Here is a 12,466-nt window from a genome sequence, read left to right as displayed (position 1 = left end):
AAATAATCTATATAGTATAAAATTTTATTAACAAATAGATTAAAGAATAGGAGTGTATTAAAAATGAAAAAAATGATCGTATCCGTTGTGGTTCTTATTACTTTAACATTGGGTGTAAATCTTGGAAGTGCTTTGGCTGGGCATGAATGTCAACCAGGAGCACTTAGTATTGGAAATCTCGAAATGGAGTAATAGTGAAATGGTGGAGATGAATAATCAGTTGATGCAGCGAATTTTTGAAACATATCAAGATCAAATGAATCGTGATTATTTACAGCCATCAACTTCTCATATTGTTGCTTGTTCTATTGAAAAAAATCAAAAAAAATCACTGCGACCTAGAGAATGTCTTTTTCATAAAAACACATTAGCACAAATTTTATTTGAGGTAATCAATAAATTTGAGCCAGAATTTATAAGAGATATCTCCCCTGTAATTCTTAAACTAGATGAAAATGTAGTGATGGGAATTCCTTATAATGGTGTTTATAAGCTGGATTCTGAAAAGGAAATTTTTGTGCAACTAGATACAATAGAGTGTAAGCAATATAGTGATATTGCTATACACCAGAAACAATTAGGATTACATTCAAACTTAGGAATATCATATAAGCTTTTAAGACAAGACAAAGAGACATTGGACACATTAATAAAAGTAATGAAGAAATTAAATTATTATTTAACTATTCATGGAGGAGTAGAGTCAACCATTGCAATAGCTGACTTTATCTCCGAACAGCACGAAAAGAAATTATTATTACCTCCTTATCTTTTTATTCAATGGTTATATCCTACAACTAACTTTGGCGACACTTTAATTTCGTAAAATATTCCCAATCTTATAATATTTATAAGGCGAGTTTGCACTATTAGCATACCGCCTTTTTACTTTAGGAGGATAGTATGAAAACGAAATTTGGTATAGCTCTATTTCTAATTATCGTTCTAATGATTACTGTCACTACTAAAATTGGCCATTCAGAAAATAACCTTACGATGGAAGAGCTTAATCAGCCAGATTTTCTACATGATAAAGAGGCAGTTGTCTATTTCTCCACAACAACTAATCAAGATAGGAATAATGAAGGAATTAGTTACGCTGTTTTTATTGATGATAAAGGAAAAGCGAGTAGTTTTCAAATGGGTGGTTTAGAATTTGGAAGCATGGCGCTAAATAACCATCAGCTGTTGCTAGAGGATAAAAATACTATAAGGTTGATTGGAGAAAAGAATGCGGTAATCGATCTGAAATACCAACAAAACGGAGAACGAACAGGCTATTTGGAGAAACAGGATGTCTTTTTCTCTATTTATCGTTCTGGTAATGATAAAGAAAGGGATATATCCCATATTTATTGGGGAAATCAAAAAGGGTTTAAGGGTGGAAATCTCCCTTATTCTATAATGGCTTCGGGTTACACTAAGGATGAAATTCTCATTTTGACCAATGATGAAGAAGAAAAGGAATATGTCTTAAGGAAAGCGTCTTTGGAAAATAACCAATTAGAAATAAATGACATTAAGGGTTTGGAATTGGAAAAAGGATATGAGTATTCAGCATTGGCTCCTATCTTAAGTGACGAACTCCATTATTATGTTTTACTCTCAGAGATAACTAAAGATAAGAGCCAAAATACTGTTTTATTTCTCCTTAATAAGGTAACGTTGGAACAAACAAAAGTAGAGTTAAATTCAGGATATGTTGCCAATGATCCTGCAGCTGATTCCATGAATTCTAAAAATGCAGCTTATTTATGGAGGGATGTTTTTTTCTATGTTAACGGATTAGGAGAAGTTGTTGCGGTAAGTAAAGATGGAAAGGAACAGAATAAATTTCTGCTGGAGGATTTTCCGCAGAACGGAGCTTGTCATAATGAAGAAGTATATTTTGCAGGGGATTATTTATTTGCATTAAGATATGACGGTTCGCAAAAAGAGAAGTATTATCTGGAGAGCTACTCTTTGGAAAATGGTGAGAAGGTAGAAGAGAAAACAATTGCGGGATTAGATGACATCTTATCATCCGTAAAAGGAACTTCTATTTATTCTTATGATTTTAAAATATTAAAGTAAGAGCATAAGGGGAGAGCCTTATGCTTTTTTTACGAAGTTAGATGTAAAGTAGATTTTATCTAAAAAAATATCTGTTTTCCGAATATAAAAGGTTTTAAAACGATTACATTTTAGTAGAATAAGAGATAGAACAAATTGATCCCCTATATTTCCATCTCACTTTCCCGTATACTAGGAAAAAAGTAGATAAGTTGGAGGTTAAGTAGTGGATTTGCATGATTTTTTATTAATGGTAAAGTACTTTATTTTAGGAGCCATCCAAGGTATTACCGAGCCGATTCCAATTTCCTCAAGTGGCCATTTAATTATTGGCCAAAGGCTCCTAGGAATTGAACAGAGAGGCTTATCGTTCGAGATTATTACAAATACAGCTTCATTAATTGCGATTGTCTTCATTTACCGAAAGGATATCAAGCAATTAATAACACATAGCTTTTTGTATCTAAAAACGCGAAAGGAAAGGTATCGAGCTGATTTTCGATTCTCCCTGTATGTTATTATTGGAACCATTCCAGCTGGTGTGATCGGCGTACTGTTTGGCGATTATATTGCTGATTATTTCACCTCTTTTTATACTGTTTCCATTACACTACTAATTACAGGTATAGCTTTATGGATCATTCGAAATATGCGTGGTGTAAAAAGAGATGGGGATTTATCTTGGCGAGATGCTCTAATTGTTGGGTGTGCTCAAGTGATTGCACTTATACCAGGTATCAGCCGCTCAGGTTCCACTGTTATAGCGTCCATTGCATTGGGGATGAAACAAAGTACGGCACTGCGTTTTTCCTTTATGCTTTATATTCCGGTAAGTGTTGGAGGAGCTATTCTTGGAGTAACGGATATGATTAACAGCCCAGATATGAAAACTTTGGCATGGCCTTATTTCATTGCTTTTATGACGTCCCTTGTTTTTACTTATTTTTCTATGAAATGGCTAATGGGGATAATGGAAAAAGGAAATTTAAAATATTTTGCTTATTATTGCTTTATCGTTGGAACGATATTGTTAGTGGTAACTTACTTATTATAAAGAGAATAATAGACAAAGAAGAAAAGTGCAATAGGACAGCTATTGTGCTTTTTTTTTGTCTTTATGACGGCTATTTCAAAAAGAAAGGAAAAAGCTTTTATTGTAAAATCCCAAGTTCTTAACACAGCCGGAAAATCAGAAATAAGGAGTGCTCACTTTAATAGGGACATAACAATCAGCATTATTTTGTAATTGTGTATCCGCTTTCAGTCGGATAAGATATTACCATAGAAAGAAGAAAAGAGGTGAAGGATTTTGTGAGTCAAGTCATAAATGAGCGTCATCAGATGATTCTTACTATCTTACGAAGGGAGAAACGGTATGTGACAGCTGCAGAGTTAGCACAATCACTTAAAGTTTCTAAGAAGACAATATATAGAGATATCCAACAAATAGTTGATTCGAATTCAATGCCGTTTAGGATAATAAAAAAAGAAAACTTTGGTTATTACTTCCAGAACCATAAAGAACCTTTAGAAAAGGAAACGATTATATTTGATTATCCTGACGAACGACGTTTGAATTTACTATTATATCTTTTAGCCATTGCACCTGGTAAGACCTCCATTCAAAAAATATCGGAAAAGTACATCGTAAGTCAGAGCTCTATTCTCAATGATTTTAAACATATTGAAAAGGAATTAAGGTCCTATCATTTAAGACTATTAAGGACAAAGGAAGGAACCTTTATTAAGGGAGATAAACTATCTATTTATCGTTTGATGGCCGTAATTATTGAGAATTACTTAACTCAAATGGGAGACCCTTTTAGTCAATATGATATTCCTGATTCTATCAAAAAAGTAAAAGTAAAAAATAATCATTTAATAAAAATTAAGAGGCTGCTGCATGATATCCAAGTGAAGCATGATCTAAGCTTAGATCAGCCCTATTATTTAACCTTATTCTGCTCTCTTCTTTCGATAATAGAAAAACATAATAATAAGCTTTCATTAGATGAAGAAGAAGTAGTGTACGAAGAAATAGATGGAAATTCCGCTATTTATTGTATTTGTAAAGATATGATTGAGGAAATCGAAAATCAGTTTTCTCTTTCGTTAAAACAATATGATATTTATTCTCTTTATTATATTTTGAAAGCGTATAAACTTAATTCACGATTTTTATTAAACCAAGGTACTGAGCTATATCAAAATGCTCAGGTTGTTCTTTTAACAAAGAGGTTAATAGCAAGAGTGACAGAAAATAGCGGATATCGCTTCGATACAGATGATGAATTATTAGAAAGGCTAACATTGCATATGCATGCAATGTTATATCGATTAAGCCATCGAATCTATATAGTTAATCCAATCATAAAATCGATAGCAACTAATTTTTCCCATATATTTGGCTTAGTGAAGACAAGCATTCAACAATTAGTAGAAGAAGGACATTATGAAAAGTATATAACCGATGAAGAAATTGGCTATATTACTTTGTATTTTCAAATTTCGTATGATGATCATTTTGCTAATCAGATTCCTATATTGATTGAATGTACAAGTGGTATTGGCACTTCGCATTTATTAAGTGAAAAAATAAGAAGAACTTTTCCTGATATCCACATAAAGAAAATAATTGCCCAGCAACGAATAAAACAGACAGATTATGAAGATGTAGAATTAGTTATTTCTACTGTGAAAACACATAGTATCATTGATAAGCCTACTATTCTTGTGAGTCCTATTTTAAATCAAGAGGATAAGTTTAAGATAGATCAATTTATTAAGGACTACTACAATCAGCAGAGTATTATCGGTGAAAAAATAGAGAGGTAGGAGAGTTTAAAGTGGACATGAAAATAGAAGAGTTAGATTTTCATAAGGTTGTAACAGAAGATCTTATCGAGTTAAATTTACAAGGAACTACAAAGGAAGAAGTACTGAATGAGTTAACCGACCTCTTATATGAAAACGGTTGTATATCGAATAAAGAAGGATTTATAAAGGATGTGATGTATCGAGAAGAAGAAGGTATTACTGGATTGGAAAAGGGGGTAGCTATCCCCCATGGTAAATCAAAGCATGTACAAAAGACATCTATTGCAATTGGAAGAACCAAATCATTTGTAGAATGGGAATCGCTTGATGGAAATCCTATCAATATTATTATCTTATTTGCAGTTAAAGACACGGATAAAACCACTATCCATATTAAATTATTACAAAAGGTGGCTGTCTTATTAGCAGATGAAGAAACAATTAGTAAGTTCCAAACACTGCAGACAAAGAAAGAATTTTTAAAGCTATTAACGAAAAACGATTAAAGGGAATGTTGTTAAAAACTTATCAATTTGGAGGGAATCATGATGAATATTGTGGGGATTTCAGCTTGTACATCTGGTATTGCTCATACGTATATTGCGAAAGAAAAATTGATTAAAGCGGGTCAAGAGTTGGGACATAAAGTTCGAATCGAGACACAAGGAACTATTGGGATTGAGGATGAGTTAACAACTAAGGAAATAGAGGAAGCTGATTTGGTCATAATTGCTGCAGATATCAAGGTTAGTGGAAAAGAACGTTTTGCTGGGAAGAAAATTGTTGAGATACCTACACATATTGCTATAAAGGCACCGAAACAGCTTTACCAAAAGATTGACGCTGAACTAAATAAACAGTGAGGGGGTCTACTAGATGTTGAAGAAAATGCAAGTAAAAAAGCATGCTTTAACAGCCATTAGTTATATGTTGCCACTTGTTGTGGCATCAGGACTTTTAATTGCAATTGGGAATCTTACAGGTGGTTCGGTCATTGAAGATTATAAAGCTTCCTTTGATATTCCCTCAGCACTTGTTTCATTAGGAGTACTTGGAATGGGGTTATTAGCTCCTGTTATTTCAGGAGCAATAGCATATTCGATAGCAGATCGTCCAGGTATTGCTCCAGGGCTATTAATGGGATTGATAGCAAATGCCATTGGAGCAGGTTTTTTGGGTGGGATGCTAGGTGGTTTTATTGTTGGTTACTTTGTTTTATTTTTAAGAAAAAATTTAAAAGTACCAAAGTGGGCAGAAGGCTTAATGCCAATGATGATTATTCCTTTAATGTCGAGTTTAGTTATCGGATTACTTATGTTTTTTGTACTTGGCCTTCCGATTGTATGGGCAACAGAAGGGCTAACTTCTTTTCTAACAAGTATGCAGGGATCGATGAGATTTGTTTTTGGAGCAATATTAGGGGGAATGGCAGCATTTGATTTTGGCGGACCTGTTAATAAAGTAGCTTCCTTGTTTGCGGATGGTTTGCTATTAGAGGGCATATACGAGCCAGAAGCTGTGAAAATATTGGCATCAATGGTTCCCCCATTTGGTGTAGCCATTTCTTGGGGACTTTCTAAATTATTTCAGAAGAAACGATATACAAAATCGGAAGAAGATAACATCAAAATAGCTCTACCGATGGGAATATGCATGATTACAGAAGGCGTTATCCCGATTGCAGCAGTAGATATTGTAAGAGTTGTTGCTTCATGCACTATTGGAGCAGCCGTCGGAGGAGGGTTCTCTATGATGTGGGGGGTAGGATCTCCAGTTCCATCAGGAGGAATGTTTATTGTACCTGCGATGACACATCCAATTCTTTTTTGTGTGGCATTACTTATCGGGTCACTCATTACCGGAGTTATGCTGTTCTTATGGAAGAAGGAACCAACTGCAGAAATAGAAGAAACATCGAGTGAAGAGGAAGAAGTAGATTTATCAGATGTGAAGATTACATTTTAACCTGAAGGAAAGAACGCTTATTTTGCTAGAGTAAGTCAATAAAGGAGGGGACTTAGAATGTATGTTTCGATGAAGGGAATGCTTGCACGTGCCAACCAAGGGAAATATGCGGTAATGGCAATCAATTGCTTTAACCTAGAAACAGCTAAGGCAGTGATTGAAGCAGCACAAGAATTGAGAGCACCTATCATTGTAGATTTATTACAAGATCATTTAATGCAGCATTTTGGAAGTAAGTTATTAACAAGGCCAATTATAGAAATGGCAAATGCAGCAAGTGTAGAAGTTGCCATTAATTTAGACCATGGGCAGGATGTTGGATTCGTGAAGAGATGCTTAAGAGATGGATTTTCTAGTGTAATGATGGATGCTTCTCGTTATCCAATTGACGAGAATATAAGAATAACGAAAGAAATGGTAGAATTTGCGCAAAGCTATGATGCGAGCGTCGAAGGGGAAATTGGTAATATTGGTTCTGTTTCTAGGAACCAGATGACAGATGATGAAATGTATACGAATCCTGATTTATCCATTAGATATGCAAAAGAAACAGGGATAGACGCGCTAGCTATTTCTTATGGCTCTAGTCACGGGGATTATCCAGATGGTTATATTCCAGCTTTTCGATTTGATATTTTAGAAAAAATTAAAGGAGAAACTGGTATCCCGCTTGTACTCCATGGAGGATCTGGATGTGGAGAAGAAAACATTAGAAAGTCTATTTCATTAGGTATTAATAAGATTAATGTAGGCTCTGATTTTTTTAAAGCACAGATAAATAGTATAAAAAAAAACATGGTTGGAAACGAAATAGATTATTTTGATGTTATTCATCAAACGATTAAGGCTGGAAAAGACTTAGTTAAATATTATATTGAACTGGCAGGCTCTGAAGGAAAGTCATTATAAATTTAAAGAAAAGAGGAATATATTATGTTATTAAATATGAAGCAGTTATTAGAAGTAGCACAAAAACATCAATTTGCCGTTGGAGCATTCAATGTAGCAGATAGTAATTTTTTGAGAGTAGTAGTTGAAGAGGCAGAAAGCAATAATTCTCCTGCGATAATTGCAGTACATCCAACTGAATTAGATTTTGTCAAAGATGATTTTTTCTCTTATGTATTAACAAGAATTAAAAATAGCCATGTCCCATTTGTTCTGCATTTAGATCATGGCGGAAATATGGCTGATATTATGCGGGCGATTCATGTAGGCTTTAGTTCCGTCATGATTGATGGCTCCTTGCTTTCTTTAGAAGAAAATATTCAGTTAACGAAACAAATAGTAGAAGTGAGCCATTCACTGGGAGTATCAGTGGAAGGAGAATTAGGAACAATTGGAAATACAGGTACCTCAGTAGAGGGCGGGGTATCGGAGGTAATTTATACGAGACCTGAAGACGCCCAAGAATTTGTAGAGAAAACAGGGGTAGATACACTGGCGATTGCAATCGGTACTTGTCACGGTATTTATCCTAAAGATATGGAGCCAAAGTTGAGAATGGATATTTTAAAAGAAATTAAAGAAACGGTCGACATTCCTCTTGTATTGCATGGCGGCTCAGCTAATCCAGATGAAGAAATTGCAGAGGCTGTTCAGATTGGTATTCAAAAAGTGAATATCTCATCAGATTATAAGTACGCATTTTATAAAAAATGCCGTGAGATTTTAGCTGAAACAGAGCTTTGGGATCCTAACGCAATATATCCAGCCTGCATTGAGGCAGCTAAAGAAATAGTAAAATATAAAATGAATTTATTTCAATCCATTGGAAAAGCTGAAATTTACAGAGAAGAAAATGTGACGGCATGGCGTAGAGAATGGTTATAAGCAGTAGGAAGAGGGGAGATAATCCTCTCTTTTTTATAAGCGATTATTTTTTTGTCCTCATTAAAATGGTGCAGATATAGATTTCTGTGTATTTTTAATCGACTTTAAGAGAAATCTAAATATATTTTTTAATCAGTACCTTGCAATGAACAATACTAAATGGTATATTAATGGAAATAGGTATTATTTTTATTATAGTACTGTTTATTATAAGGTACTGGATGATGAATAAAGGTAGGTGAAAAAGATGAATGTACAGTTTAAAAAGGGTGTCTTAGAGTTATGTGTACTTGTTCTTTTAGATAAAAAGGACCGCTATGGCTATGAACTCGTTCAGAAGATATCCAATCAAATTGAAATTTCAGAGGGCTCTGTTTATCCCCTCTTAAGAAGATTAACAAAAGAAGAATATTTTACAACTTATTTACAAGAGTCAACAGAAGGTCCTTCGCGTAAATACTACAAGTTAACCGATAAAGGAAGAACCTATCTTAATGAACTTATTACGGAATGGAATGAATTTTCTAATGGTGTCAATCAATTAATAAAAGAAGGTGTAAATAATGACTAAAGAGCAATTTTTAAAACAGCTCCAAGCTGGATTAAAAAAGCTTCCGCAAGAGGAACGAAAAGATATCATCCATGATTATGAAGAACATTTTTTTATAGGCAAAGAAGATGGAAAAACGGAGGAAGAAATAGCCAAGTCTTTAGGATCTCCTCAGCAAATTACCAAAGAATTAATAGCTTCCTATCACCTTGAAAAGGTGGAGAAAAACAGAACAACGGGAAATATTCTACGAGCAGTATGGGCAGTTATTGGTTTAGGATTCTTTAATTTGGTTATTGTACTTGGACCGTTTGTTACCATAGCAGCCCTTATTCTATCTGGGTGGATAGTTGGTGTGTCTTTTATACTCTCCCCACTACTTGTTCTTGTTGACAGTGTTTTTCATCCAGGTAGTTTTGCGTTTTTTAAATTATTTATGACTATTTTGCTAGTGGGATTAGGAATTTTTCTTGTAATTGCCATGTATTACATTACAAGAATTTCTTCAAAAGGCTTCATCAATTATTTGAAATTTAATGCAAAATTAGTGAAGGGAGGCCAAAAGCATGATTAGTCTAAAAAAATTAATGGTCATTGGACTTGTTCTTGTTCTAATTGGCGGCATAGGGGCATTCCTAACATTCCGCGATAACAGTCTAGATATTCATGAAGAGAAAATATTTAAAGAAAATAATATAACTGGAATTGAAGTAGATTCCAATAATGCAGGGATTGAAATTATTCCCACAGCAGAAAAGGAAACAAAGGTTGTGTTGCAAGGAAAAGGTTCCTCTGAAACGAAGGGAAGTTTTACTGCCAAGGTAGTTGGGGAAAAACTTGTTGTAAATTGGAATGAAAAACAAATTAGCTTTTTTCAGATGAATTTTATAGATGAATCACTTACGTTAAAAATTCTTGTACCTGTGAAGGAATATAAATCTCTCCGCATAAATAATGATAATGGAAAGATTGATTTAGCGGACCTAATGGTTGAGCAAGTACAAGCAGAAAGTAATAATGGTCGTATCCATCTCCAAAATATTCAATCTAATAGTATAAAAGTAACCTCTGACAATGGCAGAGTATCGCTGGATCATGTAAGCGGAAGCGTGAAAGGAGAAACAAATAATGGGAGAATTTCGATGAAGACTGCCACATTAGATCAGGCGATACAGCTGGAAACAGATAATGGCAGTATCGAGATAGTGACAGAGAAGGAACCAACAAATGTCACGTTCGATGTTCAAGTTGATAACGGCAGCATCAATATTTTAGATAAATACAAAGGAAGTACCGTGATTGGAAACGGAGAAAATAAAGTAAAGCTGAAAACAAATAATGGGAAAATTAGGGTAGGAAATTAAAAAAAAGGCAGCTTTCTGAAGCTGTCTTTTTTTATCTGCAGATATAAATAAAAATTTTCTTGAGAAAAGAAAATTTGGTATCGCATACAAACTATATAAAAAATAAAAACCTCCGATATATAGAAAGGAAATGGACAAAAGAAAAAAGCTAGAAACATTCAGGGGGATAGAATGAAAATAAAATATCAATTGGCAATCATTTTCTTCATTTTAATTATTTCTTTGTTGGGGATTGGCGGATTTAGCAATATGAGTCTGCAGTCGCTAATTGCAAATAGTAAAGAACTGACAGAGGCAAAAGAAATTCAGCGTCTTGTTACTCATTTGCAATATCGTATTGCCGGAATTTCTAATGACGAGCGTGCCTTTCTTCTTACTGGAAATAAAGAATATAGTGACGGAATCAATGAGAAAGAATCAGACATTCATGATACTTTGAAAACAATGGAGACTTTATCTAATTATTATGAGTATAAAGAAGATATCCAAACGTTTCAATCCAGTCTACAAACATACTTAGCCACAAGTGACAAAGTGCCTGGTGCTTATGCCGAAGATCCATCTGCTGCAAAAAAACTCCATTTTGGGGATTTACGGACATTAAGGAAAGAAGTTTTAGATCCAGCAGTCAATGAATTAGTGGAACATATTAATCAAGATGTTATTCAGATAGAAGAACAAAATCAAAAAAATAATAAAATGACAAAAACGGTATTAATCGTAATTATCACCGTGGCAGCACTATTGAGCATTGTATTAGGTTTTCTGTTATTAAAGTCTATTTTACGACCATTAAATAAAATTAATAATCAACTTCAAAGTATTGCTTCTGGAGAAGGGGACTTAACACAGCGAGTAAATGTGAATGGGAAAAACGAATTTGGCCAATTAGCACATTCGTTTAACACATTCGTTGATTCTCTTCAAATAATGATAAAAAGTGTAGGGCAGACGTCTAAAAATGTTGCACAAGCTTCCGATGAATTAGCTTCCAGTATGGAACAATCGACTGTAGCGGTAGAGCAAGTGGCGGATGCTGTTCAAACCATTGCAGAGAATGGAAATAAGCAAGATTCACTTACCCAAAACAGTTTAATAGAAGTTAATAATTCCATGAAAAATATTAAGCATATGGCCCATACTGCCAACGAAGTTGCAAATGAATCCCTGCTAATTAAAGAAAAAGCAAAAGAAGGAGAATTGGCATTGACTGAAATGCAAATGCAGATGGAGGCCATTCATGCATCTGTTGATTTAGCAGGAGACGGATTGAAATCACTTGTTTTAAGTACAAATGAAATTAATGAGGTACTTGCAAGTATTCAAGATATATCTAATCAAACTAATCTGCTAGCATTGAATGCATCCATTGAAGCAGCAAGAGCAGGTGAACATGGAAAAGGATTTGCAATTGTAGCAGAAGAAGTTCGAAAGCTGTCCGAAATGACAGGTACTTCTGTAAATCAAATACACGATCTGATAAGCTCTATTCATGATCATTCTAGTACGACAGAAAAAAATATGTCTTTTGTAAAAGAAAATGTAGATAGTGGTACGAAATTATCTGATACTACAAATGAACATATCAAGGAAATCCTAAATCGAGTTGAATCCATCGCAGACCATATTAAAAAGATGGCAGAAACAACGCAAGAAATCACGGCAGAAGTACAAGAGGTGCAAGATTCAGTGGAAGAAATAGCCCAAACTTCTCGTGAGACATTGGAAAGAACTGAAAGTGTTGCAGCAGCAACAGAAGAACAAACTGCCTCATTCCAAGAAATAACAAGCTCAAGCATGGCATTATCCAAAATGGCAGAGGAGCTTCAGGAATTAGTGCACCGATTTAAAATCTAAGAAAGAATGTAAAAAAAAAGAGAAACTA

Annotated in this window: 14 protein-coding genes; all 14 read left to right on the top strand. The window is 34.3% G+C overall.

The features are described from left to right. Window positions 1–63 precede the first annotated feature (63 nt). The 14 genes from C2I06_RS25840 to C2I06_RS14500 all read left to right on the top strand — a co-directional run bounded on the left by C2I06_RS25840 (window position 64) and on the right by C2I06_RS14500 (window position 12,438). Entirely contained in the window at window positions 64–192 is a 129-nt protein-coding gene (locus tag C2I06_RS25840; protein ID WP_268877116.1) for a hypothetical protein, read from the top strand. Further along, a complete protein-coding gene (locus C2I06_RS14560) occupies window positions 170–826 on the top strand; it encodes a hypothetical protein (protein WP_141231341.1) in 657 nt (218 codons plus the stop codon). Before C2I06_RS25840 ends, C2I06_RS14560 begins: the two co-directional genes overlap by 23 nt. A gap of 77 nt (window positions 827–903) precedes the next feature. Then, window positions 904–2,073, top strand: a complete 1,170-nt coding sequence (locus C2I06_RS14555) for a hypothetical protein (RefSeq protein ID WP_123258300.1) — start codon at window positions 904–906, stop codon at window positions 2,071–2,073. A gap of 229 nt (window positions 2,074–2,302) precedes the next feature. Beyond that, entirely contained in the window at window positions 2,303–3,106 is an 804-nt protein-coding gene (locus C2I06_RS14550; RefSeq protein ID WP_217279731.1) for an undecaprenyl-diphosphate phosphatase, read from the top strand. A 257-nt stretch (window positions 3,107–3,363) separates the two neighbouring features. Next, on the top strand, window positions 3,364–4,887 hold the full coding sequence (locus C2I06_RS14545; RefSeq protein ID WP_095329847.1) for a BglG family transcription antiterminator: 1,524 nt from the start codon (window positions 3,364–3,366) through the stop codon (window positions 4,885–4,887). Window positions 4,888–4,904: 17 nt separating this feature from the next. Continuing rightward, window positions 4,905–5,375 (top strand): PTS sugar transporter subunit IIA, encoded by a 471-nt coding sequence (locus C2I06_RS14540; RefSeq protein ID WP_095329866.1) that lies wholly within the window; start codon window positions 4,905–4,907, stop codon window positions 5,373–5,375. A 42-nt stretch (window positions 5,376–5,417) separates the two neighbouring features. After that, window positions 5,418–5,732 carry a PTS fructose transporter subunit IIB gene (locus C2I06_RS14535; RefSeq protein WP_047943848.1) on the top strand — a complete coding sequence of 105 codons (315 nt, stop codon included), beginning with the start codon at window positions 5,418–5,420 and terminating at the stop codon, window positions 5,730–5,732. A 16-nt stretch (window positions 5,733–5,748) separates the two neighbouring features. Continuing rightward, window positions 5,749–6,834 carry a PTS fructose transporter subunit IIC gene (locus C2I06_RS14530; protein WP_123259159.1) on the top strand — a complete coding sequence of 362 codons (1,086 nt, stop codon included), beginning with the start codon at window positions 5,749–5,751 and terminating at the stop codon, window positions 6,832–6,834. Between the two features lie 57 nt (window positions 6,835–6,891). Next, the gene (locus C2I06_RS14525; RefSeq protein ID WP_123258299.1) at window positions 6,892–7,743 is read left to right on the top strand and encodes a class II fructose-bisphosphate aldolase; all 852 of its coding nucleotides are present in this window, start codon (window positions 6,892–6,894) and stop codon (window positions 7,741–7,743) included. A gap of 24 nt (window positions 7,744–7,767) precedes the next feature. Beyond that, complete coding sequence (locus C2I06_RS14520) at window positions 7,768–8,667, top strand: ketose-bisphosphate aldolase (protein WP_123258298.1); 900 nt, start codon at window positions 7,768–7,770, stop codon at window positions 8,665–8,667. A 247-nt stretch (window positions 8,668–8,914) separates the two neighbouring features. Beyond that, window positions 8,915–9,238 (top strand): PadR family transcriptional regulator, encoded by a 324-nt coding sequence (locus tag C2I06_RS14515; RefSeq protein WP_095329850.1) that lies wholly within the window; start codon window positions 8,915–8,917, stop codon window positions 9,236–9,238. Continuing rightward, entirely contained in the window at window positions 9,231–9,791 is a 561-nt protein-coding gene (locus C2I06_RS14510; protein WP_095329851.1) for an HAAS signaling domain-containing protein, read from the top strand. The genes C2I06_RS14515 and C2I06_RS14510 overlap by 8 nt, the downstream gene beginning before the upstream one ends. Beyond that, window positions 9,784–10,581: a DUF4097 family beta strand repeat-containing protein gene (locus tag C2I06_RS14505; RefSeq protein WP_123258297.1), complete on the top strand. Its 798-nt coding sequence runs from the start codon at window positions 9,784–9,786 to the stop codon at window positions 10,579–10,581. The genes C2I06_RS14510 and C2I06_RS14505 overlap by 8 nt, the downstream gene beginning before the upstream one ends. A 171-nt stretch (window positions 10,582–10,752) precedes the next feature. After that, window positions 10,753–12,438: a methyl-accepting chemotaxis protein gene (locus C2I06_RS14500; RefSeq protein ID WP_123258296.1), complete on the top strand. Its 1,686-nt coding sequence runs from the start codon at window positions 10,753–10,755 to the stop codon at window positions 12,436–12,438. Window positions 12,439–12,466 lie beyond the last annotated feature (28 nt).

It is taken from the genome of Niallia circulans, from assembly GCF_003726095.1.
In the GTDB taxonomy this organism is placed as follows: domain Bacteria; phylum Bacillota; class Bacilli; order Bacillales; family Cytobacillaceae; genus Niallia; species Niallia circulans_A.
This window is presented reverse-complemented; position numbering and strand designations above follow the sequence as displayed.

Coding starts and splice junctions, on each gene's coding strand:
- C2I06_RS14555 (WP_123258300.1), top strand. CDS start 904: ATGAAAACGAAATTTGGTATAGCTCTATTTCTAATTATCGTTCTAATG.
- C2I06_RS14515 (WP_095329850.1), top strand. CDS start 8,915: ATGAATGTACAGTTTAAAAAGGGTGTCTTAGAGTTATGTGTACTTGTT.
- C2I06_RS25840 (WP_268877116.1), top strand. CDS start 64: ATGAAAAAAATGATCGTATCCGTTGTGGTTCTTATTACTTTAACATTG.
- C2I06_RS14525 (WP_123258299.1), top strand. CDS start 6,892: ATGTATGTTTCGATGAAGGGAATGCTTGCACGTGCCAACCAAGGGAAA.
- C2I06_RS14500 (WP_123258296.1), top strand. CDS start 10,753: ATGAAAATAAAATATCAATTGGCAATCATTTTCTTCATTTTAATTATT.
- C2I06_RS14505 (WP_123258297.1), top strand. CDS start 9,784: ATGATTAGTCTAAAAAAATTAATGGTCATTGGACTTGTTCTTGTTCTA.
- C2I06_RS14510 (WP_095329851.1), top strand. CDS start 9,231: ATGACTAAAGAGCAATTTTTAAAACAGCTCCAAGCTGGATTAAAAAAG.
- C2I06_RS14520 (WP_123258298.1), top strand. CDS start 7,768: ATGTTATTAAATATGAAGCAGTTATTAGAAGTAGCACAAAAACATCAA.
- C2I06_RS14535 (WP_047943848.1), top strand. CDS start 5,418: ATGAATATTGTGGGGATTTCAGCTTGTACATCTGGTATTGCTCATACG.
- C2I06_RS14550 (WP_217279731.1), top strand. CDS start 2,303: ATGGTAAAGTACTTTATTTTAGGAGCCATCCAAGGTATTACCGAGCCG.
- C2I06_RS14540 (WP_095329866.1), top strand. CDS start 4,905: ATGAAAATAGAAGAGTTAGATTTTCATAAGGTTGTAACAGAAGATCTT.